Raw genomic sequence first — 22,547 nt, 5'->3', positions numbered from 1 at the left:
CACCACGGCCATTGTCCAGCCGCATGAGCCGCCTCGCGCGACTCACCCAGACAGCGACATTGCCTTCCATGGTATTGTCCCGGCAGGGGGATTCGGCGCCTGCCAACAGAGATGCGTGCTTATGAAAATCACCCGCCTGCGACTTCACGGCTTCAAGTCCTTCGTTGAGCCCACGGACTTCGTCATCGAGCCCGGCCTGACCGGCGTGGTCGGCCCCAACGGCTGCGGCAAGTCCAATCTCGTCGAGGCGCTGCGCTGGGCGATGGGCGAGACCTCCTACAAGAGCTTGCGCGCCGCCGACATGGATGCGGTGATCTTCGCCGGCTCCGGCAACCGTCCCGCGCGCAACCACGCCGAAGTGACGATGACGATCGACAATGCCGATCGCACCGCGCCGGCGGCGATGAACGACAGCCAGATCCTCGAAATCTCCCGGCGCATCGAGCGCGAAGCGGGCTCGGTCTACCGCATCAACGGCCGCGACGTGCGCGCGCGCGACGTGCAGATCCTGTTCGCGGACGCCGCCACCGGCGCGCGCTCGCCGGCCCTCGTCCACCAGGGCAAGATCGGCGAGATCATCCAGGCCAAGCCCGAGCAGCGCCGCCGCGTGCTGGAAGATGCCGCGGGCGTTGCCGGCCTGCATGCCCGCCGCCACGAGGCAGAGCTGCGGCTGAAGGCGGCCGAAACCAACCTCACCCGCGTCGAGGACGTGATCGGCCAGCTCTCCGGCCAGATGGAAGGCCTGAAGAAGCAGGCCCGCCAGGCCGTGCGCTACCGCGAGGTCGCGGCCAAGGTCCGCAAGGCCGAAGCCACGCTGTTCCATCTGCGCTGGATCGGCGCCCATGCCGACGTCAATGAATCCGGCCAGACCCATGACCTCGCCGTGCGCGAGATGGCCGACCGCACCCAGCACCAGGCCGAGGCCGCCCGCATCCAGGCGATCCGCGCCGCCGAGATGCCGGCGCTGCGCGATGCCGAAGCGCGCGCCGCGGCCGGCCTGCAGCGACTGACCAATGCCCGCGAGCAGCTCGACCGCGAGGAAGAGCGCGCCAAGGAGCGCTTCGCCGAGCTCGAGCGCCGCCTCGCCCAGTTCGAGGGCGACATCTCACGCGCCCAGCAGCAGACCATGGACGCTGACGTCGCGCTGCAGCGGCTCGATGCGGAAGATGCCGAGCTGAAGGAAGAGATCAAGTCGCGCGTTGAGAAGCGCTCCGGCGTCGACGAGCGCGTCGCTGAGGTCGAGGCGGTGCTGACCGAAACCGAGCAGCGCTTCGCCGAGCTCACCACCGCGCTCGCCGACCTCACCGCCAAGCGCAACCAGCTCGAGGCCAACGTCCGCACCCATCGCGACAAGCTCGCCCGGCTCGACCAGGAGATCGCGAACGTCGCGGCGGAAGAGCAGAAGCTTGCCGCCGAGACCGGCGGCTTCGGCGATCTCGACGAGCTGACCGCGCTGGTCGAGACCGCGGAGCAGACGCTGGCGGCGTCCGAAGCTGCGGCCCAGGCGAGCGAAGCGGCGCATATCGCGGCACGCCAGACCTTGGAATCCTCGCGCGCGCCGCTGGTCGAGGCCGACAAGCGGGTGCAGCGGCTCGAGACCGAGGCGCGCACGATCTCCAAGATCGTCAACGGCGAGACCAAGAACCTGTGGCCGCCGATCATCGACGGCATCACCGTCGACAAGGGCTTTGAGAAGGCGATCGGCGCGGCGCTCGGCGACGATCTCGATGCGCCGATCGACCCGTCGGCGCCAATGCGCTGGACCAATGTCGGCCATACCGAGGGCGATCCGGAGCTGCCCGAGGGCGCCGTTCCGCTCGCGAGCCATGTGCAGGCGCCGGCCGAGCTGGCGCGCCGCCTCGCCCAGATCGGCGTGGTGCCGCGCGAGCGCGGCGCCGAGCTGGTCTCGCAGCTCAAGACCGGCCAGCGCCTGGTCTCCCCCGAAGGCGACGTCTGGCGCTGGGACGGTTTTGTTGCCGCGGCGCATGCCCCGACCGGTGCGGCGCGGCGCCTCGCCGAGCGCGCCCGCCTCGTCGACATCGAGAACGAGCTGGAGCAGGCCCGCATCGACGCGCAGATCAAGCGCCAGGCGCTGGAGAACGCCGAGTCCGAGCTACAGATGGCGGCGAGCACCGAAGGCGCCAGCCGCGAAGCCTGGCGCGCCGCCCAGCGCGAGCTGAACGTCGCGCGCGAGCGCCATGCCAATGCCGAGCGCGAGATCAGCCGCCACGCCGCACGCAAGGCGACGCTATCGGAAGCGCACAGCCGGCTCGCCGCCGACCGCGCCGAGGCCGAGGCCGCTTACGAATACGCTCAGGCCGGCATCGGCGAGCTGCCGTCGAGCGAGGACACCGAAACCCAGCTCGCCGCCGTCCGCAGCGACATCGAGGGCCACCGCCGCATGGCTGCCCAGGTCCGCGCCGAGGCGCAGGCGCTGGCACGCGAAGCCGAGCTCGCCGACCGCCGCGTGCAGGCGATCCTCGCCGAGCGCACCGAGTGGCAGAACCGCAAGGAGAGCGCGGCCTCCCACATCGACACAATCCAGGCCCGTATCGCCGAGCTCACGATCGAGCGCAGCGAGCTCGAAAATGCCCCGGCCGTGTTCGCCGAGAAGCGCAGCGCGCTGATCACCGAGATCGAATACGCCGAGAACGACCGCCGCATGGCCGCCGACGCGCTCGCCACCGCAGAAACCGCGATGGCCGAGACCGACCGTGTCGCCAAGCTGACGCTCGAAGCCTTGTCGAGTGCCCGCGAGGCCACCGCCCGCGCCGAGGAGCGCATGGAAGGCGCCCGCCGCCGGCTCGAGGACATCGAGCGCGAGATCCGCGACATGCTCGAGGTCGAGCCGCAGGCGGTCGCCGGCCTTGCCGAGATCGAGCCCGGCGCCGAGCTGCCGCCGCTGCACGAGATCGAGGAAGATCTCGAAAAGATGCGCCGCGACCGCGAGCGCCTCGGCGCAGTCAATCTGCGCGCCGAGGAAGAGCTGCGCGAGGTCGAGACCCAGCACACCGGCCTCGTCACCGAGCGCGACGACCTGGTCGAAGCCATCAAGCGGCTGCGCCAGGGCATCCAGAGCCTCAACAAGGAAGCCCGCGAACGGCTGCTGACCTCGTTCGAAGTCGTCAACAATCACTTCAAGCGCCTGTTCGTCGAGCTGTTCGGCGGCGGCGAGGCCGCGCTGCACCTGATCGAGAGCGACGACCCGCTGGAGGCCGGCCTCGAAATCATCGCCAAGCCGCCGGGCAAGAAGCCGCAGACGCTGTCGCTGCTCTCGGGCGGCGAGCAGGCGCTGACCGCGATGGCGCTGATCTTCGCGGTGTTCTTGACCAACCCCTCGCCGATCTGCGTGCTGGACGAAGTCGACGCGCCGCTCGACGACCACAACGTCGAACGCTACTGCAACCTCCTGCACGAGATGACCGGCTCGACCGACACGCGCTTCATCATCATCACGCACAATCCGATCACCATGGCGCGGATGAACCGGCTGTTCGGCGTCACCATGGCCGAGCGCGGTGTCTCGCAGCTGGTGTCGGTGAGCCTGCAAGAGGCAGTGGACATTCTCGACCAGAACGTGGCGTGAGATCGCTTGCGTGTCATTCCGGGGCTCGCGTAGCGAGAACCCGGAATCTCGCGCTACAATCTCGAACTTCCGGGTTCTCGCTACGCGCGCCCCGGAATGACGGTGGGCAAACATGATCTCCCCCATCCTCCCCGCCGAGCTGAAAGCCGCTCTCGACGGCAAGCTGCAGGGCTTCTCCCGCACCGACGCGGCCCAGCGCTCCCAGAAGATCTCGACCACCTATCGCGCCGGCGGCGGCTCCGGCACGATCAAGTCGGAAGCCGATGCGCTCGCTTATGCGCTGGCGCGCATGCCCGCGACCTACGCGGCGGTGGCGGCCAGTCTCAATGCGCTGATGGAAATCGCACCTGGCCTCACGCCTGACACGGTGCTCGACGTCGGCGCCGGCCCGGGCACTGCAAGCTGGGCTGCCGCTGAGGCGTTTCCCTCGCTGCGGGATTTTACCCTGCTCGATTCCAATTCCACGCTCAGCCGGCTCGCGCTCGAACTGGCACGCGACAGTACGCGTCTCGCGGAGTGCCGCTATCTGCCCGGCGATGCCAGCGGCAACCTCACTGAAGTCTCGCCAGCCGATCTCGTCGTTGCGAGCTACGTCATCGGCGAGCTCGGCGAGCATGATCAGCGCAAGCTGACCGAAGCGATGTGGGGCAAGGCGCGCCACGCGCTGGTGGTGATCGAGCCCGGCACGCCCGCCGGCTATGCCCGCATCCTCGCCGTGCGGCAGCAACTGATCGCAGCTGGCGCCTTCGTCGCTGCGCCTTGCCCGCACGAAAGGCCGTGCCCACTCATCGCGCCCGACTGGTGCCACTTCAGCCAGCGCCTGCCCCGCTCGCAGGCGCACCGGCAGATCAAGGGCGCCGAGGTGCCGTTCGAGGACGAGCGCTTCATCTACGTGGCCATGATCCGTACCCCGCCGGCGAGCCGCGCCGCGCGCGTGCTGGCGCCGCCGGACGTCGGCAAGGCCGAGATCACGGTCAAGCTTTGCACCGAGGCTGGGGTCACGCCGGCAAAAGTCCCGCGCCGGGACAAGGCGGCCTATGCCAGCGCGCGGCGCTGGCGCTGGGGCGATGCCGTCATGTCCGAAAGTTAATCTTGCTGGCTCTGCCAGCCTTGAACTCAGGCGTCTCCGCACTCGACCAAGTCTTACCTCCCTTGCGCGCCGGGCTCTCGCTTCGCGCCAATTTGGTCTACCCTAGAGCCCGTCTTCTTCCCCCTTCAGGAGTCCTCCATGTCGACCGGCTGGATCGTTCTCGGCGTCATCGTCGTTCTCGTGTTCCTGGCGTTCAGTGCCTACAACCGTCTGGTGGCGCTGAGCCAGCGCGTCGGCCAGGCCTTTGCCGACATCGACGTGCAGCTCAAGCAGCGCCACGACCTGGTCCCGAACCTGGTCGAGACCGTGAAGGGCTATGCCTCGCATGAGCGCGGTACGCTCGACGACGTGATCAAGGCGCGCAATTCGGCGATGTCGGCGCAGGGCCCGGCGCAGGTGTCCGCGGCCGAGACCCAGCTCTCCGGCGCGCTCGGCCGGCTGATCGCGCTGTCGGAAGCCTATCCCGACCTCAAGGCCAATGCCAATTTCCAGCAGCTCGCGAGCGAGCTGTCGGATCTCGAGAACAAAATCGCCGCCAGCCGCCGCTTCTTCAACAACGCGGTCCAGGAATACAACACCGGCATCCAGCAGATGCCCGCCGCTCTGTTCGCCGGCATGTTCGGCTTCACCAGGAAGGACTTCTTCGATCTCGGCACCAGCCGCACCGAGGTCGAAGCGACGCCGCAGGTGAAGTTCTGATTTGAGTGTGCGCAACAGATGCCGTCATTCCGGGGCGATGCGCAGCATCGAACCCGGAAACTCATCCAGATCACCAATCTCTGGATTCCGGGTTCAGGCCTCCGGCTTGGCCCGGAATGACGGTGGTTAGGAAGCAGCCATGGCCGCGTATGGTCTCTACACGCATATTGCCTCGAACAAGTTTCGTTCGATGCTGCTGCTCGCCGGCCTGTTCATGCTGGTCTACGTGCTGGTCTTTGCCGGCGCACTGGTCGCCGAAGTCTTCATCGACGACAATGGCACGGTCGCCTATTATCTGAGCCGCGCCTTCGCTGACCTGCTCAAGGCCGCGCCCTTCGCAACCGTTGTGGCGGCGGTCTGGATCGTGATCGCCTATTTCTTCCACCAGTCGATGATCGATGCCGTCACCGGTGGCCACGGCGTCACCCGGCAGGAGGAGCCGCGGCTCTACAATCTGCTCGAAAACCTCTGCATCTCGCGCGGCATCACCATGCCGAAGCTGAAGATCATGGAGAGCCCGGCGCTGAATGCGTTCGCGACCGGCCTCAATCCGCGGCAATATTCCATCACCGTGACCACCGGCCTCCTCGATGCGCTTGATGACAAGGAGATCGAGGCGGTGCTGGGGCACGAGCTGACCCACATCAAGAACGGCGACGTGCAGCTCATGGTGGTCGCCGTCATCATCGCCGGCGTGGTCGGCTTCTTCGGCGAGTTGTTCTTCCGCCTGTTCACGAGCTTTGACTGGAGCCCCAGCTCAGGCTCCTCCTCGTCGTCGCGATCGTCCTCGTCATCGAGCGACAGCAAGAGCTCCGGCGGCGGCGCAGTCATCGTGATCATCATCGCGATCGTTCTGATCGTGCTGGCCTGGCTGCTGTCGCAGGTGGTCAAGCTCGCGCTGTCGCGGTCACGCGAATACCTCGCCGACGCCGGCTCGGTCGAGCTGACGAAAGACCCCGACGCCATGATCTCGGCGCTGCGCAAGATCGAGGGCCGCGGCGAGCTGCCGGGCGCGACCTCGGCCGTGATGGAGCTCTGTGTCGATAATCCGCGCGAGGGCTTTGCCGATTTGTTCGCAACCCACCCCTCGGTGCAGTCCCGGGTCGACGCGCTGATCAAGTTTGCCGGCGGTCACGACCCCGGTCCCCTGCCGACGCCCACGGAGGAGACGGACGAGCCCGGGGCCCAAGCCGACCGGCCGGACGCCTCGCCGCCGCTGCGCCATGGCCCGCGGGATGACGCCGACGGATCGGCCAACCCGCCGCCCGTGCCCACGGCCAGCCCCTCCGGAACAGGCAGCAACCCCGCGGGCAATCCCATGGGGAATTCGATGGGTCCCTGGGGCCGGCATTAAGCCCCTACTTCCCGCCCTGCGCGGCAGGTTTCGCCGCAATTGGGAAAAACCTCGGAAATTGCCGTAACGACATGCCGAGGAATTGAATTCTCCCTTGTTTCTGCCATGTTCGCGCCCAACAGCAGACTTGGGACCTTCTTGGGACATCGATTTGGGGCCCGGCCGATTGCGACCTCGCGATCGGGGGCGCGCGTTAGGGGACAGCAATGGCAAAGCCGGCAGTGGTTGTAGTGGGCGCGGACAAGGGCGGGGTCGGCAAGACCACGGTGTCGCGTACCTTGCTCGATTATTTTTCCGCCAACAACGTGCCGACGCGTGCGTTCGATACGGAATCGCCGCGCGGAACCCTGAAGCGCTTCCACCCCGACATCACCGAGATCGTCGACATGACGACCACGGCCGACCAGATGAAGATCTTCGACACGCTCAATGCCGTGAGCCCGTCGGTGACCGTGATCGACGTCCGCGCCGGCCTGCTCTCGCCGGCGCTGGCGTCGCTCCGCGACATCGGCTTCCTCGATGCCGCCAAGGCCGGCCAGATCACCTTTGCCGTGTTCCACATCCTCGGACCCTCGATCGCCTCGCTGGAGGAGATCGCCGAGACTGCGGGCTTCATGAATGGCGCGAAATATTTCCTGGTGAAGAACTTCATCAACGACACCCAGTTCTTCCAGTGGGACCAGTCGACCTACAATTCGTATTTCCATCGCATCAAGGACGCCACCGAGCTGACCATCCCCAAGCTCAACGAAATGGCCTATGAGCAGGTCGAGGTCTCATCCGTCCCGTTCCTGAAGTTCGTCGCCAACAAGGGCATCAACGACGATGCCGCGAATTATTCATTCGTGCTGCGCGGTTATGTCCGGCACTGGCTCGCGAACGTCTGGAGCGAGTTCGACCGGATCCGGCTGACCGATATCGTCGGCTCGAAGTCCGCGGCCCGCAGCAGCGAAAAATAGTTGCGCAAGCAGGGTTGATACGGCTGGATTGGGCGGCGAGTTCGCTCAGATAATAGTTCGTGATGCCCGCAACGCCCGTCTACATCATCTGCTCGCCCCGCCCGCAGGTCGGCAAGACCCTGCTGGCGCGGCTGCTCGCCGAATTCCTGCTGCTCAAGAACGGCAACGTCGCGGCCTTCGACGTCAACCTGAAGGAGCCGTCGCTGCTCGATTACCTGCCGAGGGTGACCGAGACCGCCGACGTGATCGACACCTACGGCAAGATGCAGCTGATGGACCGCGTCATCGTCGATGACGGGCTTGCCAAGGTGATCGACCTCGGCTTCCACGCTTTCGACGAGTTCTTCAAGATGACCGACGAGATCGGCCTGTTGAAGGAGGCGGCGCGTCGGCACGTGGCGCCCATGATCCTGTTCGTCGCCGACATCGACCGCGTCTCGGCGCGCGCCCACGAGATGCTGCGCGGGCAGATCCCGCGGATGAACCTGGTCACGGTGGACAACGAATATGTCGTCCGCGGCGAGCTGCCGCCTGCGATGGGAGGCGGCCGGCTGTTCCGCCTGCCCGCGCTGCCCGGTTTCCTGAAGACCTATATCGACCGGCTCAACTTCTCCTTCACCGGCTATCTGCGCCAGGAGAAGGATTCCTCGACCGAGCTGCACCAATGGACACGGCGCAATTACATCGCGTTCCGGGAGCTGGAGCTCAGCCTGATCCTGCAACGGTCGTAGGCGAAACGACCAGGACGCTCAGTGCCCCTCGAACGACATCAGCGTGCGCACCGGCACGTCCATGGCGCGCAGCTTGGCGGCGCCGCCGAGCTCGGGCAGGTCGATGATGAAGCAGGCGGCGACCACGTTGGCGCCGATCTGGCGCAAGAGCTTCACCGCGCCTTCCGCGGTGCCGCCGGTGGCGATGAGGTCGTCGACCAGGATCACGCGCTCGCCGGGCTGGATCGCGTCGACATGCATCTCCATCTCGTCGATGCCGTATTCGAGCGAGTAGGCGATGCGCACCGTCGTGTGCGGCAGCTTGCCCTTCTTGCGGATCGGCACGAAGCCGGCCGAGAGCTGATGCGCCACCGCGCCGCCGATGATGAACCCGCGCGCCTCCATGCCGGCGACCTTGTCGATCTTGTTGCCGGCCCAGGGATTGACGAGCTCGTCCACCGCGCGGCGGAAGGCGCGCGCGTCCGCGAGCAAGGTCGTGATGTCGCGGAACATGATCCCGGGCTTCGGATAGTCCGGGATGGTGCGGACGCTCGCCTTGATGTCGTGGTCAAAGGTCATTTGTATCCCATGTTAGCTGTCATTCCGGAGCGGCTCGAAGAGCCGAATCCGGAATCTCGAGATTCCGGGTTCGATGCTGCGCATCGCCCCGGAATGACGATCATAAAACATGCACTCAAATCGTCCCCGCATCCAGCCGGAACGCATTTTCGACAATACGTAGCCCCACCTCGCCGCCCAGCGACATCAGCGATTCCGGGTGGAATTGCACGCCGGCGACCGGCAGGGTCTTATGCTCCAGCGCCATGGCGACGCCGTCCTCGGTGCTGGCGGTGACGCTGAGCACCTCCGGCATGCTGTCGCGCTCGACGAAGAGCGAGTGATAGCGTCCGATGACGATCTCGTTCGGCAGGTTGCGCATCAGGCGGCCGCCGCGCACCTGGACCCGCGAGGGCCGGCCGTGCGCGGGATGGGTGAGCTGGCCGAGCTCGCCGCCGAAATATTCGCCGATCGCCTGCACGCCGAGGCAGACGCCGAACACCGGGAGCTTATTCTCCAGTGCCGCATCAATCGTCTTCCTGATCCCGAAATCCTCAGGGCGCCCGGGGCCCGGCGACAGCACCAGCAAGTCCCACCTCTTCTGCTTGAGCATGTCGAGCGCATGCACATAGCGGACCACGGTGACGCTGGCGCCGACCTGACGGAAATAGTCGGCCAGCATGTGCACGAAGCTGTCGTCATGGTCGATCAGCAGCACCTGCTTGCCCGAGCCGGTGGCATCGGGCGCGAAGGTCGAGAGCGGCTTCGGCGGGTCGCCGCGCAGCGCCTGGAACAGCGCGGCGGCCTTGACCTGACACTCGCGGTCTTCTGCGGCGGGGTCTGAATCGAACAGGCAGGTGGCGCCGACGCGGACTTCGGCGAGGCCATCCTTCATGCGGATAGTGCGGATGGTGAGGCCGGTATTGATGCTGCCGTCGAAATTCACCGCGCCGATCGCACCGGCATACCAGCGCCGCGGCGAGCGCTCGTGGTCCTCGACGAACTGCATCGCCCACAGCTTTGGCGCACCGGTGACGGTGACCGCCCAGGCATGGGTGAGGAAGGCGTCGAGCGCGTCAAAGCCGGGGCGCAACATGCCCTCGACGTGATCGACGGTGTGGAACAGCTTTGAGTACGTCTCGATCTGGCGGCGCGCCAGCACCTTGATGGTACCGGGCACGCAGACGCGCGCCTTGTCGTTGCGGTCGACGTCGGTGCACATGTTGAGCTCGAACTCGTCCTTCTCCGAGTTCAGGAGCTGGCGGATCTGCTCGGCATCGCCGATCGCATCAAGGCCGCGCGCAATCGTGCCCGAGATCGGGCAAGTCTCGACGCGGCGGCCGTCCGAGCGCACGAACATTTCGGGCGAAGCCGAAACCAGGAATTCGCCCTCGCCGAGGTTCATCAGCGCACCATAGGGCGACGGGTTGATGACGCAGAGGCGCTGAAACACTTCGGCCGGCGAGCGGTCGCAGGGCTCGGCGAAAAGCTGGCCGGGCACGGCCTCGAACAGATCGCCGCGGGCAAACGCGGCGCGCGCTGTCTCGACCGTGGCCTGATATTCGCCCGGCGCGTGATCGGCAAAGCCCTGACGCGGCGTCTTCAGATAGGGGCTGTCGGCGGTCTCGCGCGGCAGGCCTTCGGTCGATTTGCCCTTCCAGGCGAAGTCGTAGGAGAGCACCACGCCGCGCCCGGTGGCGCGGTCGTAGGCGAGCAGACGGTCGGGCACGTAGAGCACGATGTCGCGCTGGTCGGCCTCGCGCGGGCGCTTCTGCACGAGATCCTCGATCTGGAAGACGAGATCATAGGCAAAGGCGCCGAACAGGCCGAGCAGGCCGTCGTCGCCGGCGGAGAAGGCGCCAACGATTTCCCGCACCAGCGACATCACGCTGGCGCGCCGGGTGCGCTGGTCCTCCTCGACCGGGGCATCGCCGCGGATGATGTGGCCGGCAAGGCGCGTTGCGGTCTTCTCGGAGATGACGACGCAGGGTTCGCGCAGGACGTCACCGAGGAAGGCGATCAGCACCTCTCCGCGTGCGTTCAGCGCTTCCAGCTTGAAATTGACGCCCGCGGTCTCGAGCTTGAGCGGCGGATCGGAAAAGCCGAGGTCGAAGCTCTCGTAGCGGCCGGGCACGGTCGTGCCGGAGGACAGCACCACGCCGCGGCGGCGGTCAAGCAGGCTCACGAGATCGTCGAGCCGGTTGGCGCCGCCGGTGAATTGCTCGGCCACGCGCGTGATCGCCAGACCCGCGCGGGTGGCGTACGCACTTCTGGCCGGAAGGGCAAAGACTGTCCTGTTCATGTCGTCCTCTTACGAAACTTGTCGAGGGAACGCCACACAGGACAAACGATCAGGCCGCCGCACTGCGTGGCGACCTTCGACGATTTTGGGAAATGAAATCGCACCGGCCACCTCTTTAGGAGGTGCGCCACCAAAGACGGGCTGGGCGGACGGCGGTGCTCATGGGCGGATACTCACCATGGCCGGGGGACGGCGTCAAGGGTGGCGGCCGTCCTACTGGCTGGGCGGCATATCCTCGAACTGATCTATCGCCGGGACCGTTGACTGCTCGATACGATGCAAGAGAGACAGAATTTCTGTCTGTGCGGTCAGAGTCTTGTTTTCCAAGAGTGCGATATCACCCTTGATTTCGGTCAGATCCCTGCGCACCTCGGCGACGTCGCGCTCCAGACGCCCCAAACGCTCGGGATGGCGCCCCTGGGTTTCCAGCACCAGGTCCATTTTCCTGTCCAGCGAACGCAGATGCGCCAAGGTATGGCTTGCGACCTTGGCGACATCTTCTTGCGGGTCTGACTCGGCCATGATGGCTCCAGCTCCGTTCCACAGGGCACAATAGCGGAACGCAAGCAGTATAGGTGGTCTGCACCCTGGCGAAAAGCCGCTCTCACGGATTCCGCCGATGGCTCCTACCCCAGATGCTTCCTGAAAAACTCCGTTGCCCGGCCCCAAGCAAGCTCGGCGGCTTCGCGGTCGTGCACGGCTTGGCGCTGCTCGTTGACGAAGGCGTGCTCGGCGTCATAGCGGAACAGCTCCAGCGACTTGCCGGCGGCCTTCATCGCCTTCTCGAAGCCGCCCACCAACTCCGGCGTGCACCAATCGTCCTTGTTGGCGAAATGGGCCTGGAGCGGGATCTTGACGTCGGCGGGCTTGGCCGCCTGCTCGGGCGGGATGCCGTAGAACACGACGCCGGCGGCGAGCTCCGGGATCTTGGTCGCGCCGATGATGGTCACGGCGCCACCGAGGCAGAAGCCGGTGAGCCCGACCTTGGCGCCGTTGCGCGACAGATATTGCGCGGCGCCGCGTACGGTCTGCGTGGTGGCGTCCATGAAGTCGAGTGAGTTCATCTCCTTGTTGGCGCTGTCCGTGTCGTGATACGGCACCACCTTGCCCTTGTAGAGATCGGGCGCCAGCGCGTCGAAGCCGGCCAGCGCGAAGCGGTCGCATAGGCCCTTGATCTGGTCCGACAGGCCCCACCATTCCTGGATCACGACGACGCCCGGCGCGTTGCCGCGCGCGGCATTGGCAAGATAGCCCGAGGCGTCCTTGCCGTCCGGACGCTTGAAGGTGATGCTGGTTCCCATGGTGGTCCTCCGATGCGTTCTTGGGGGAGCGGTTGACGGTATTCTGGCGGGTGGGAGCGCGATAGGCAATCGCCCCAAGCAACACGCTCTCGTGCCCCGGATGCTGCGCAGCGCGCCGCCACTTGCGGCGTGATGCGCTGCTGATCCGGGGCTCAGCCAGGAGCATTCTGGGTCCCGGCTCGCGCTTCGCGCGTCCGGGACACGAGAGCAACAAAAAAGCCCCCTTGCGGGGGCTTTTTCATTTGCCGTCTTTCGCCGTTCAGTGCGAGTCGGCCCAGACCTTCTTCTTGGTGAAGTACATCAGGCCCGCGAAGATGATCAGGAACACGAACACCTGGAAGCCGAGGCGCTTGCGCGCTTCCATGTGCGGTTCGGCGGTCCACATCAGGAAGGTGGTGACGTCCTTGGCGTACTGCGCCACCGTGGCCGGCGCGCCGTCGTCAAAGGTCACCTGGCCGTCGCTGAGCGGCTTCGGCATCTTGATAGCGTGGCCCGGGAAGTACTTGTTGTAGTACGAGCCCTCCGGGATGGTGACGCCCTCCGGCGCCTTCTCTTCATAGCCCTGAAGCACCGCAGCGACGTAGTCCGGCCCCTGCTCCTGGTACTGGGTGAAGAAGTCGAAGACGAACCAGGGGAAGCCGCGCTTATAGGAGCGCGCCTTGGTGATCAGGGACAGGTCGGGCGGCGCCGCACCGCCGTTCGCGGCACGCGCGGCCTGCTCGTTCGGGAACGGCGAGGGGAAATAATCCGCCGGCCGGCCCGGCCGCTCGAACATGTCTCCGGCATCGTTCGGACCGTCCTTGACCTTGTACTCCGACGCAAACGCAGCGGCTTGCGCCACCGAATAGCCGGGCCCGCCGGCCTCGGCGAGGTTGCGGAAGGCGACGTAGGACAAGCCATGGCAGTTGGCGCAGACCTCCTTGTAGACCTTCAGGCCGCGCTGCAGCGCGCCGCGATCGAACTTACCGAAAGGCCCCGAGAACGACCATTTGTTGGCCGGCGGCGTGTCGCTGCCTTCCGATGCCTTCGCGCTGTCGATCGAGCCCGCGAACAACGAACCGGCGAGCGCCAGCGCGATCGCGGTCGAGACCATCGGCGTCGACCGGCTGCCGGTCTTGGCCAGCACCGCATCCGAGATCGAGTTCGGCACCGGCCGCGGCTTCTCGATGCGCGCGAGCAGCGGCAGCACGATCAGGAAGTAGGCGAAGTAGCAGACCGTCAGGACCCGGCCGGCAATGACGTAAATGCCTTCCGGCGGCTGCGCGCCGAGATAGCCGAGCAGGATGCAGACCACGACGAAGATCCAGAAGAACTGCTTGGCGAGCGGACGGTACTTCGACGATTTGGTCCTGGCGCTGTCGAGCCAGGGCAGGAAGGCAAGGATGATGATCGCCCCGAACATCGCGATGACCCCCGCGAGCTTGTTCGGGATCGAGCGCAGGATCGCGTAGAACGGCAGGTAATACCATTCCGGCACGATGTGCGGCGGCGTCACGCCCGGGTTCGCCGGAATGTAGTTGTCGGCGTCGCCGAGATAATTCGGCATGTAGAAGATGAACCAGGCGTACAGCAGCATGAAGCAGGCGACGCCGAACATGTCCTTGATGGTCGCATGCGGCGTGAACGGCACCGTGTCCTTTTCCGTCTTCGGCTCGACGCCGTCAGGATTGTTCTGACCGGCGACGTGCAGGGCCCAGACGTGGAGCACGACGACGCCCGCGATGACGAACGGCAAGAGGTAGTGCAGCGAGAAGAAGCGGTTCAGCGTCGGGTTGCCGACCGAGTAACCACCCCACAGCAGCGTGACGATGCTCTCGCCGACATAGGGAATGGCGGAGAACAAATTGGTGATGACGGTCGCGCCCCAGAAGCTCATCTGGCCCCACGGCAGCACGTAGCCCATGAAGCCGGTCGCCATCATCAGGAGGTAGATGATGACGCCGAGGATCCACAACACCTCGCGCGGCTCCTTGTACGACCCGTAATAAAGGCCGCGGAACATATGGACGTAGACGGCGACGAAGAACATCGAGGCGCCGACCGCGTGCATGTTGCGCAGCAGCCAGCCGTAGTTCACGTCACGGACGATCAGCTCGACCGACTTGAAGGCGAGATCGGCATTCGGCGTGTAGTGCATCGCCAGAATCACGCCGGTCAGGATCTGCACCCCCAGCATGAAGGAGAGGATGGCGCCGAAGGTCCACCAATAGTTCAGGTTGCGCGGGGTGGGATAGGCGACGAAGGAGGAGTGGATGAGACCAAAGATCGGCAGGCGCCGCTCGATCCATTGCAGGGCCGGATTGCTCGGCTGGTAGTCGGATGGTCCGCTCATGATGCGATCCTGAGGAAATAGTACGACGCGACGGCGCGAAGCTTCGGACGAAGGTCCGAGGCTCAGCCGATCTGGATTTTGGTGTCGGAAACGAACTGGTACGGCGGGACCGGCAGGTTCGCGGGCGCGGGCCCCTGGCGGATGCGGCCGGACGAATCGTACTGCGAACCATGGCAGGGGCAGAAGAAGCCGTCGTAGCTGCCTTCATGAGCGATCGGGATACAGCCGAGATGGGTGCAGATGCCGATCACGACCAGCCACTGCTCGTGGCCGGACTTGACCCTCGCCTCATCGCTCTGCGGATCCGGCAGGCTCGCCACGTTGACGGCGCGCGCCTCGTCGATCTGCTTCTTGGTGCGGTGGCTGATGTAGATCGGCTTGCCGCGCCAGAACACCTTGATGTCCTGGCCTTCCGCGATCGGGCTGAGATCGACCTCGATCGGCGCACCGGCGGCGATGGTCGAGGCATCCGGATTCATTTGGGAGACGAAGGGCCAAAGCGCAGCCGCGCCCCCTACTGCTGCGAATGCCCCCGTTGCAACGAATAGGAAATCACGGCGTGTCGGATGGTCCGCCGAAGACGCTGTCGTCACGATTCCAACCCTTTCTTCTTGCGCTACCGGTGGAACCGCTCCGAGGGGCGCCCAAGAGGTCCCCGGAAAGGCTGCCGGCGCCCGCGGCCCCCCGCGGCGGCAGAACTTGGCTTGTCCACCTCTAAACGGGTGAAACAGCAGTCCAGAATCGTTCTATTGGCACCCTTGCCGGGCGAGCGCAAGCCCGCTAACGGCGTGGGGGCGTGCCATAGACGAATTCCCGGGCGGGCGATGTTTTTATTGAGACATTTTGCGCCCGCAAGCCAGCTCGCCGCCGCCCATGCAGATCGCGCTTTTCCAGCCTGACATCCCCCAGAACACCGGCACGATTCTTCGCCTCTGCGCCTGCCTGGGTATGGATGCCCATATCATCGAACCGGCGGGCTTCCCCGTCTCCGACCGCCTGTTCCGCCGGGCGGGAATGGATTACCTCGACCATGTCAGGCTGACCCGCCACGTCTCCTGGGCGGCATTCGAGGACTGGCGCGCAGGCCAGGGCCACCGGCTGCTGCTGTTCACCACCAAGGCCGCCACCGACTACCGCGATTTTCATTACCAGAGCTCGGACATCCTGCTATTCGGGCGCGAGAGCGCCGGCGTCACCGACGCGGTGGTCGAGGCCGCCGATGCGCGCCTGGTGATCCCGATCAAGGCGGGGCTGCGGTCGCTCAATGTGGCGATGAGCGTGGCCATGGCCGCCGGCGAGGCGCTGCGGCAGGTCCGGAACCCGCAGGTGTGACAGATTGAGGAGAGAGGCTTGAGTTACGCGGTCAAGGAAATCTTCCTGACCCTGCAAGGCGAAGGCGCCCATGCCGGGCGCGCGTCGGTGTTCTGCCGCTTTGCCGGCTGCAACCTCTGGAGCGGCCGCGAGGCCGACCGCGGGGATGCGACCTGCAAGTTCTGCGACACCGATTTCGTCGGCACCGATGGCACGTTCGGCGGGCGCTACGGCTCGGCTGCGGAACTCGCCGACACCATCGCCGCGCAATGGACGGCGGCGGCCGCCAATCGCTACGTGGTACTGACGGGCGGGGAGCCGCTGCTCCAGGTCGACGCCGCGCTGATCGACGCGCTGCACGCGCGAGGCTTCGAGATCGGCGTCGAGACCAACGGCACGATCGCAGCCCCCGAGGGGCTCGACTGGATCTGTGTCAGCCCCAAGGGCGGCAGCGAGCTGGTGCTGCGGCGCGGCCACGAGCTGAAGCTGGTCTATCCCCAGGCGTTGGCGATGCCTGAAGCATTTGAGGATCTCGCCTTCGAACGCTTCTCGCTGCAGCCGATGGACGGGCCCGACATCATCGAGAACACCGCGCGCGCGATCGACTATTGCCTGCGCCATCCGCAATGGCGGCTCAGCGTGCAGACGCACAAGTCGCTCGGCATCAGATAGGACGCGACGCGCGAATGCAGATGGACGACACGACGATCGAAGCCCGCAAGGCCCGCGCCCGCGCCTGGTTCGAGCGCTTGCGCGACGACATCTGCGCAAGCTTCGAGCGGCTCGAGGACGACGCGCCGCAAAACCTTTATCCGGGCGACGCCGGCCGCTTCAAGCGGACGCCGTGGCAGCGCACCGACCATTCCGGCGCGGCCGGCGGCGGCGGCGTGATGTCGATGATGCATGGCCGGCTGTTCGAGAAGGTCGGCGTGCATTGCTCGACGGTGCACGGCGAGTTCGCACCCGAATTCCGGGCCCAGATCCCCGGCGCGGCGGAAGATCCAAAATTCTGGGCCTCCGGCATCTCGCTGATCGCGCACATGCGCAATCCGAACGTTCCTGCCGTGCACATGAACACGCGCTTCGTCGTCACCACGAAGGCCTGGTTCGGCGGCGGCGCCGACCTGACGCCGGTGCTGGAGCGAAGGCGGACGCAGGACGATCCCGACAGCATCGCCTTCCACGCCGCGATGAGAGAGGCCTGCGCGCAGTCCGGCGGCGTTGCCGATTACGACAGGTACAAGAAGTGGTGCGATGAATATTTCTACCTGCCGCACCGGAAAGAGGCGCGCGGCATCGGCGGCATCTTCTACGACTGGCACGACAGCGGCGACTGGGACGCCGACCTCGCCTTCACCCAGGACGTCGGCCGCGCCTTCCTGAAGGTCTATCCCGAGATCGTGCGGCGCAACTTCGCGAGCGCCTGGACGGCTGCGGACCGCGAGGAGCAATTGATCCGCCGCGGCCGCTACGTCGAGTTCAACCTGCTCTACGACCGCGGCACCATCTTCGGACTGAAGACCGGCGGCAATGTGGACTCGATCCTGTCGTCGCTGCCGCCGGAGGTGAAGTGGCCATGAACGCCGTGCTGCCGCTGCTGCCGCGCGCCATGCTGATCGACATGGACGACACCATCCTGTCGGCCTATGGCCGGCCAGAGATCGCCTGGAACACAATCACGGCCGAATTCGCCGACGAGCTCGCCCCGCTGCCGCCGCCGATGGTCGCAACCGCGGTGCTGGCCTTCGCGCGAAACTTCTGGGCCAATGCGGAACCCGCGTGGCGGATGAAGCTCGCCGAGGCGCGGCACCTGACGGTGAAGGGCGGCTTCGCCGCGCTCGCGGCCGCAGGCCACCGCGCCCTGCCCGACGACCTCGCCATTCGCCTCGCCGACCGCTTCACCGCCTACCGCGAGGAGGAGATGTTCGTTTTTCCGGGCGCGCATGAGGCGATCGACCAGTTCAAGGCGCTCGGCATCAAGCTCGCGCTGGTCACCAACGGCGCCGCCGACATGCAGCGCGCCAAGGTCGAACGGTTCGAGCTGGCGCATCGCTTCGATCACATCCAGATCGAAGGCGAGCACGGCTTCGGCAAGCCCGAGGAGCGCGCCTATCTGCACGCGATGCAGGCGCTCGGCGTCACCGCCAACGATACCTGGATGATCGGCGACAATCTGGAATGGGAAGTCGTGACGCCGCAGCGCCTCGGCATCTATGCGATCTGGATGGACGTGCATGGCGAGGGCCTGCCCGAAGGCTCGACGGTCAAGCCCGACCGCATCATCCGCTCGCTCGGCGAGCTGCTGCCCAACCGGCCATGATCGAGCCCCCAAAACAAAGAATGCGAAAACAACCCCATGCACAGTAGCCGACTGGTGCAAAATCAAAGGCTTACGGATTTTACGAAACCGGTTTGATCCGTCGGGCAAAACAGGGGTATTATGTCATCGTCGCAGCTGCCACGCGAAACACTGCCGCCGCCTGGCATCCGCTGCTCAACAACGACAATTTCGATTGCGATTTCAAAGCCAACCTCCCCTGGTTCAGAGGCGCGATCATCTATGACCCAAGCTCCGTGATCAGTCGCCGCAGCAGCTCGGCGCGTCGCGGAAGGGCGGACACCACGACGTATTCGTTCGGCGAGTGCCACTCATTGCCGATCGCGCCGAGACCATCCAAGGTCGGGGTGCCAACGGCCGAGGTGAAATTGCCGTCGCTGCCACCGCCGCTCGAGGTTTCGATGAGGTCGATATCTTGCTCGCGGGCAATGGATTTCGCGAGCGAGAACAGCTCCAATCCACCTGCAGTCCGTTCGAGGCACGGCTTTTCGATTTCCCCGCTGGGCGTGACCGTGACGTCACTGCCGATCGGCCCGATGGACAAGATCGTCTCATCGATCGTTCGGCCCGCCTCAGTGGTGGAGAAGCGAACATCGACGGTGCAGAAGGCGCGGCCCGCGACGACATTCGGCGCCGTGCCACCGCCGACTTCTCCGACATTGACCGTCGTGCCCGTCGAATAGTCGGTTAATTTGTCGAGCTCCACCACCTGGCGGGCCAGCTCCGAAATGGCGCTGCGACCGCTCGCGTGAGCCGAGCCGGCATGCGCTTCCCGCCCCTCGACATCGAGACGGTATTTCGCGCGACCTTTGCGGAAGGTGATGACCTCGTCCCTGCGCGCTGGCTCGGCGATCAGGGCGTAGCGGGATTCCCGCGCCAGCCGCTCGATGATGTGGCGCGAGGTCGGAGAACCGATCTCCTCGTCCGACGTATAGAGCAGCGTCAGCGGAATGCTGGGCTGGTGGAGCAAACCGGCGATATGTTGAGCGGCCTTGAATGCCAGAAAGCCGCCCGCCTTCATGTCTGCGATGCCCGGACCGTGAAAGCGGTCGCCGTCGCGGCGCATGACGACTGACCCCGGTGGACATACCGTGTCGAGATGCGCAACGGAGAGAATGCCTGGCCCGCGCCCCCAGGGCAGCCGAACCAGCAGATGATCGCCCATCCCGTCTGTCCCCGGAATTCGCTCCAGTCCGGCCCCGACTTGCGCAAAGTCGCTGGCAACGACGTCGAGCAGTCGCGCCATGTTGTCGATGTCACCGGTCGGGGTTTCGATCTCGACCCAGCGACGCAGGCCGTCGAGAATCGATTCTGCCTCGGTTGACTGTATTTGGTCCGACATCATGCTCCCGTTGAATGCTTGCAACGCCCGTAGTCGATGTCCTGAGCAGTCAGCTCAAGCTGCCCTCGTAGTCCTGCCAGATCGATGCGGACAGGCGAAGATGAGTTTTCGCGGGATAGGTCGCGGACCAATAATCCGCGCATTCCGCTCCCGTGGCATTCCACAGACCGGGAAAATTCGTGATGTAGGCCAGCACCTCTTCGAGCGCCTCGGCATGATGTCCCCAGCCGCTTCCCTTCGGATGAACCGTCAGCGAGAAGTACCGACCGCGTCGATATTGAGCCTCGAACTCGCGAAGCCAGTTTCGCTTGAGCGCATTGACCCGATCAAGACCAGTGCCCTCCGTCGGAAACATCAGAAAGAACTGATCGTCGCAGCTGTAGTGGTATGGAAGCGTCAGCAGTGCCTTTGCCTGCACGAAATCCGCGACCCAGTAGTGTGGAGCATCGTCCGCGAGCCCGTTGCCCATGTAGTCGTAGCCGGCATCGATCAGGAGACCTATTGTCGCGTCGCTGACGCTGCCGACGGCGAACGCATCCTGCTGCCGGGGCAGGGAAAACCATCCCTTCGGCCGGCTTCCGACGATCCGTTCGAGCGTCGATGTCGTGCGCGCGATCCGCTCCCTTTCCTGTTCCGGACCCAACCCGCTGACATCCTCGTGTTTCCAACCTCCCGCGGCGATCTCATGCCCGTCGTCGCGGATGGACTTGATGCGGTCAGGGTAAATCTCCGCCATCACGGCAGGGACGACGAAGGTCGCGCGCAGACCATATCGCCGCAGCAGCCGCATGATGTTCTGCAGCCCGACCGTGATGCCGAACAGCGAAGTGGGATGCGTGAGGTCCGCAGCGGTGATCCCCGATGGTGTCGAGGCAGGACTGAGATCGACGACCACGCTGAAGCAACAGCACTTGCCATCCGGCCAGCGAATGTCCGAATCCTTCATCCCGATTTCGTCGGAGATCGTATAGTTCTGCTTCCACGGCATTGAGCTGGTCCTGACGGGGCTGTCGTCGATTTTTCAGGCGGGATGCCGGGCGAGCACGTGCCGCGCCAGATCCTCGCAGGTCGGGAACCACACGCCTGGAAGCTTCTTCATCTCGACGATCAGGCGCTCCAGCATGTCGACCCTGGAGGCACGGCCCGACACGAAGGGGTGCAGCATAAAATTGAGGTAGCCGCCCAGCCTGTACTGGTGCCAGAAGGCACTCCACCACATCTCGAAAACTTCATCCGGATCGAGCAGCCGCTGCGCGGCGGTCTTGCTGCCGGCCCAATTCGCGCTGAAATACATCGCGTCATCGATGGCAAAGTGCACCGGCAGCTGCACCAGCCTGTTCATTCCATTCGCGTCGTCCTGATAGAGCGGCGTGTAGGTGCAGGAGGTCGAGGAATTGTAGATGAACCCCTCCCGCCGGAGCAGCTCAGGGCTGTGCTCGCTGCGGGTTCCGACGGGACGGCGACCCGCGACGCGTTCGAGCGCGGCGATGGTCTTGAGCAGATGGTCCTCCTCGAGCGCCTTGTCCTTGGGAACGTGATGCTCCCACATATGATCGGCGATTTCGTGCCCAGCTCGGGCGGCGCGGCGCAGGGCTTGGGGATAGAGCTCGCAAATGCGGCCCGGCGTGAAGATCGTGACCTTGATGTCGTGCGCTTCATACATTTCGAGGAGGCGCCAGATCCCGATGCGGCCGCCGAACTCCCCTTTGGTGAGCTGCATCGGCGGTTCATTCGCAAGCCGCCGGGCCAGCATGGCGTCGAAGTCCAGGGTGAAGTTCACCGCCATTCGCATACCGGGCGGAAGCGCAAAGTCCGGGATCGGAAGATGCCGCGCCTCATAGGCAAGCGCTACGGCCTTCAACTGTTCGACTTCATTGGTAAGCGCAGCACTTGTCATCGGTTGCCCCCGGAGATCTTGGCAGGGCGAAGACGCAGACCGACGGCGGCTTCAGCGATCTTGAGACCGGCAAGGACCGAATTGACGACGGGCACGCCGATGCGATCCTGCAGACGTTCCGTCAGCTGCGGCATGAATCCCATTCCCATGCAGCCCATGACCAGAATGTCGGCGCCATCATCGACACAGCCGCGCGCCGCTGCCAAGATTCCATTGAAGGCTTCATCCGGCCTTCGGACGAGGTCGAACACTGAACAGCCGACCATGCGTTCGGAGACGAAGAGCTCGGCGAGCCCAAGAGAACGAAGGCGCGCGATCAGGCCCTTGGGCGTGGGATCCGACGACAAGACCGAGAAGCGTTCGCCGAATTGAGCCGCCAGGTGCATCGCGCTGCGGCCCGGCCCGATCACGGGAATCTCGGTGAGGTCGCGAACGGCGGCAATGCCGGGATCGCTGAAGCAGCCGATGATGACGGCCTCGTAGCTCTCCGCGATCCATTTCGGAACAGCACGGAGAAGCTCGGGTACAACCTGGGCCGCATCGGCATTGGATTCGACCGCCGGCGGCCCATCGTCGAGCGGCCAGACGTCAATGATGACATCGGATGCGGCGGCCGCCGACAAATAGGCGCGGCGCCGCTCGATCTCCTCGGCACCGAGGATACGGTGCATGGGACTGGTCAGCTGATAGAGAATTCTATGTCTCAATTCACCGTTACTCCCGGAGCAAACCGCAGGGATGACGGACCTCAGCTTCCGTCGCGCCTTC

At 65.3% G+C, this 22,547-nt stretch carries 20 protein-coding genes; 10 read left to right on the top strand and 10 right to left on the bottom strand.

The window, feature by feature from the left end:
* Window positions 1-121 precede the first annotated feature (121 nt).
* The 6 genes from smc (at window position 122) to HZZ13_RS21215 (ending at window position 8,419) form a co-directional block, all read left to right on the top strand.
* Window positions 122-3,586, top strand: coding sequence for a chromosome segregation protein SMC (gene smc / locus HZZ13_RS21240; protein WP_197961486.1), 3,465 nt, complete (start codon window positions 122-124; stop codon window positions 3,584-3,586).
* 112 nt (window positions 3,587-3,698) lie between these two features.
* A complete protein-coding gene (locus HZZ13_RS21235) occupies window positions 3,699-4,676 on the top strand; it encodes a small ribosomal subunit Rsm22 family protein (RefSeq protein ID WP_197961485.1) in 978 nt (325 codons plus the stop codon).
* A gap of 138 nt (window positions 4,677-4,814) precedes the next feature.
* Entirely contained in the window at window positions 4,815-5,375 is a 561-nt protein-coding gene (locus HZZ13_RS21230; RefSeq protein WP_197961484.1) for a LemA family protein, read from the top strand.
* Between the two features lie 139 nt (window positions 5,376-5,514).
* Complete coding sequence (locus HZZ13_RS21225; protein WP_197961483.1) at window positions 5,515-6,729, top strand: M48 family metallopeptidase; 1,215 nt, start codon at window positions 5,515-5,517, stop codon at window positions 6,727-6,729.
* Window positions 6,730-6,935: 206 nt separating this feature from the next.
* The gene (locus HZZ13_RS21220) at window positions 6,936-7,688 is read left to right on the top strand and encodes a P-loop NTPase family protein (protein WP_197961482.1); all 753 of its coding nucleotides are present in this window, start codon (window positions 6,936-6,938) and stop codon (window positions 7,686-7,688) included.
* 62 nt (window positions 7,689-7,750) lie between these two features.
* The gene (locus tag HZZ13_RS21215) at window positions 7,751-8,419 is read left to right on the top strand and encodes a P-loop NTPase family protein (RefSeq protein WP_197961481.1); all 669 of its coding nucleotides are present in this window, start codon (window positions 7,751-7,753) and stop codon (window positions 8,417-8,419) included.
* An 18-nt stretch (window positions 8,420-8,437) separates the two neighbouring features.
* Here HZZ13_RS21215 and HZZ13_RS21210 read toward each other — a convergent pair whose 3' ends face one another.
* The 6 genes from HZZ13_RS21210 to petA form a co-directional block, all read right to left on the bottom strand.
* Entirely contained in the window at window positions 8,438-8,977 is a 540-nt protein-coding gene (locus tag HZZ13_RS21210) for an adenine phosphoribosyltransferase (RefSeq protein ID WP_036037177.1), read from the bottom strand.
* Between the two features lie 115 nt (window positions 8,978-9,092).
* Entirely contained in the window at window positions 9,093-11,258 is a 2,166-nt protein-coding gene (locus tag HZZ13_RS21205) for an anthranilate synthase component I (protein WP_197961480.1), read from the bottom strand.
* A 213-nt stretch (window positions 11,259-11,471) separates the two neighbouring features.
* The gene (locus tag HZZ13_RS21200; RefSeq protein ID WP_197961479.1) at window positions 11,472-11,780 is read right to left on the bottom strand and encodes a hypothetical protein; all 309 of its coding nucleotides are present in this window, start codon (window positions 11,778-11,780) and stop codon (window positions 11,472-11,474) included.
* 104 nt (window positions 11,781-11,884) lie between these two features.
* On the bottom strand, window positions 11,885-12,559 hold the full coding sequence (locus HZZ13_RS21195) for a dienelactone hydrolase family protein (RefSeq protein ID WP_197949347.1): 675 nt from the start codon (window positions 12,557-12,559) through the stop codon (window positions 11,885-11,887).
* A 259-nt stretch (window positions 12,560-12,818) separates the two neighbouring features.
* Window positions 12,819-14,891 (bottom strand): cytochrome b/c1, encoded by a 2,073-nt coding sequence (gene fbcH, locus HZZ13_RS21190; protein WP_197961478.1) that lies wholly within the window; start codon window positions 14,889-14,891, stop codon window positions 12,819-12,821.
* 62 nt (window positions 14,892-14,953) lie between these two features.
* Window positions 14,954-15,484 (bottom strand): ubiquinol-cytochrome c reductase iron-sulfur subunit, encoded by a 531-nt coding sequence (gene petA, locus HZZ13_RS21185; protein WP_197961477.1) that lies wholly within the window; start codon window positions 15,482-15,484, stop codon window positions 14,954-14,956.
* A gap of 280 nt (window positions 15,485-15,764) precedes the next feature.
* Between petA and HZZ13_RS21180 the strand changes: the two genes are divergently transcribed.
* Genes HZZ13_RS21180 through HZZ13_RS21165 form a run of 4 tightly spaced genes read left to right on the top strand, consistent with a single transcriptional unit; the run spans window position 15,765 to window position 18,522 of the window.
* The gene (locus HZZ13_RS21180; RefSeq protein ID WP_197961476.1) at window positions 15,765-16,223 is read left to right on the top strand and encodes a tRNA (cytidine(34)-2'-O)-methyltransferase; all 459 of its coding nucleotides are present in this window, start codon (window positions 15,765-15,767) and stop codon (window positions 16,221-16,223) included.
* A gap of 18 nt (window positions 16,224-16,241) precedes the next feature.
* A complete protein-coding gene (gene queE / locus HZZ13_RS21175; RefSeq protein ID WP_197961475.1) occupies window positions 16,242-16,874 on the top strand; it encodes a 7-carboxy-7-deazaguanine synthase in 633 nt (210 codons plus the stop codon).
* A 14-nt stretch (window positions 16,875-16,888) separates the two neighbouring features.
* A complete protein-coding gene (gene hemF / locus HZZ13_RS21170; RefSeq protein WP_376707066.1) occupies window positions 16,889-17,782 on the top strand; it encodes an oxygen-dependent coproporphyrinogen oxidase in 894 nt (297 codons plus the stop codon).
* The gene (locus HZZ13_RS21165; protein ID WP_197961474.1) at window positions 17,779-18,522 is read left to right on the top strand and encodes an HAD family hydrolase; all 744 of its coding nucleotides are present in this window, start codon (window positions 17,779-17,781) and stop codon (window positions 18,520-18,522) included. Before hemF ends, HZZ13_RS21165 begins: the two co-directional genes overlap by 4 nt.
* A 238-nt stretch (window positions 18,523-18,760) precedes the next feature.
* Here the strand turns inward: HZZ13_RS21165 and HZZ13_RS21160 are convergent, their stop codons facing one another.
* From HZZ13_RS21160 to HZZ13_RS21145, 4 genes are all read right to left on the bottom strand, one after another.
* Window positions 18,761-19,885 carry a M20 family metallopeptidase gene (locus HZZ13_RS21160; RefSeq protein ID WP_197961473.1) on the bottom strand — a complete coding sequence of 375 codons (1,125 nt, stop codon included), beginning with the start codon at window positions 19,883-19,885 and terminating at the stop codon, window positions 18,761-18,763.
* 46 nt (window positions 19,886-19,931) lie between these two features.
* Window positions 19,932-20,777, bottom strand: a complete 846-nt coding sequence (locus HZZ13_RS21155; protein ID WP_197961472.1) for a polysaccharide deacetylase family protein — start codon at window positions 20,775-20,777, stop codon at window positions 19,932-19,934.
* Between the two features lie 126 nt (window positions 20,778-20,903).
* Window positions 20,904-21,779, bottom strand: a complete 876-nt coding sequence (locus HZZ13_RS21150) for a polysaccharide deacetylase family protein (protein ID WP_197961471.1) — start codon at window positions 21,777-21,779, stop codon at window positions 20,904-20,906.
* On the bottom strand, window positions 21,776-22,486 hold the full coding sequence (locus HZZ13_RS21145; protein ID WP_197961470.1) for an aspartate/glutamate racemase family protein: 711 nt from the start codon (window positions 22,484-22,486) through the stop codon (window positions 21,776-21,778). Before HZZ13_RS21145 ends, HZZ13_RS21150 begins: the two co-directional genes overlap by 4 nt.
* Window positions 22,487-22,547 lie beyond the last annotated feature (61 nt).

It is taken from the genome of Bradyrhizobium agreste, assembly GCF_016031625.1.
Lineage (GTDB): Bacteria > Pseudomonadota > Alphaproteobacteria > Rhizobiales > Xanthobacteraceae > Bradyrhizobium > Bradyrhizobium agreste.
The sequence above is the reverse complement of the archived record's forward strand: the minus strand, read 5'-3'. Positions and strand labels throughout refer to the sequence as shown.

Excerpts from the sequence above, each read along its gene's own strand:
- smc (WP_197961486.1), top strand. The coding sequence starts at position 122 with ATGAAAATCACCCGCCTGCGACTTCACGGCTTCAAGTCCTTCGTTGAG.
- HZZ13_RS21235 (WP_197961485.1), top strand. The coding sequence starts at position 3,699 with ATGATCTCCCCCATCCTCCCCGCCGAGCTGAAAGCCGCTCTCGACGGC.
- HZZ13_RS21230 (WP_197961484.1), top strand. The coding sequence starts at position 4,815 with ATGTCGACCGGCTGGATCGTTCTCGGCGTCATCGTCGTTCTCGTGTTC.
- HZZ13_RS21225 (WP_197961483.1), top strand. The coding sequence starts at position 5,515 with ATGGCCGCGTATGGTCTCTACACGCATATTGCCTCGAACAAGTTTCGT.
- HZZ13_RS21220 (WP_197961482.1), top strand. The coding sequence starts at position 6,936 with ATGGCAAAGCCGGCAGTGGTTGTAGTGGGCGCGGACAAGGGCGGGGTC.
- HZZ13_RS21215 (WP_197961481.1), top strand. The coding sequence starts at position 7,751 with ATGCCCGCAACGCCCGTCTACATCATCTGCTCGCCCCGCCCGCAGGTC.
- HZZ13_RS21210 (WP_036037177.1), bottom strand. The coding sequence starts at position 8,977 with ATGACCTTTGACCACGACATCAAGGCGAGCGTCCGCACCATCCCGGAC.
- HZZ13_RS21205 (WP_197961480.1), bottom strand. The coding sequence starts at position 11,258 with ATGAACAGGACAGTCTTTGCCCTTCCGGCCAGAAGTGCGTACGCCACC.
- HZZ13_RS21200 (WP_197961479.1), bottom strand. The coding sequence starts at position 11,780 with ATGGCCGAGTCAGACCCGCAAGAAGATGTCGCCAAGGTCGCAAGCCAT.
- HZZ13_RS21195 (WP_197949347.1), bottom strand. The coding sequence starts at position 12,559 with ATGGGAACCAGCATCACCTTCAAGCGTCCGGACGGCAAGGACGCCTCG.
- fbcH (WP_197961478.1), bottom strand. The coding sequence starts at position 14,891 with ATGAGCGGACCATCCGACTACCAGCCGAGCAATCCGGCCCTGCAATGG.
- HZZ13_RS21180 (WP_197961476.1), top strand. The coding sequence starts at position 15,765 with ATGCAGATCGCGCTTTTCCAGCCTGACATCCCCCAGAACACCGGCACG.
- hemF (WP_376707066.1), top strand. The coding sequence starts at position 16,889 with ATGCAGATGGACGACACGACGATCGAAGCCCGCAAGGCCCGCGCCCGC.
- HZZ13_RS21165 (WP_197961474.1), top strand. The coding sequence starts at position 17,779 with ATGAACGCCGTGCTGCCGCTGCTGCCGCGCGCCATGCTGATCGACATG.
- HZZ13_RS21160 (WP_197961473.1), bottom strand. The coding sequence starts at position 19,885 with ATGATGTCGGACCAAATACAGTCAACCGAGGCAGAATCGATTCTCGAC.
- HZZ13_RS21150 (WP_197961471.1), bottom strand. The coding sequence starts at position 21,779 with ATGACAAGTGCTGCGCTTACCAATGAAGTCGAACAGTTGAAGGCCGTA.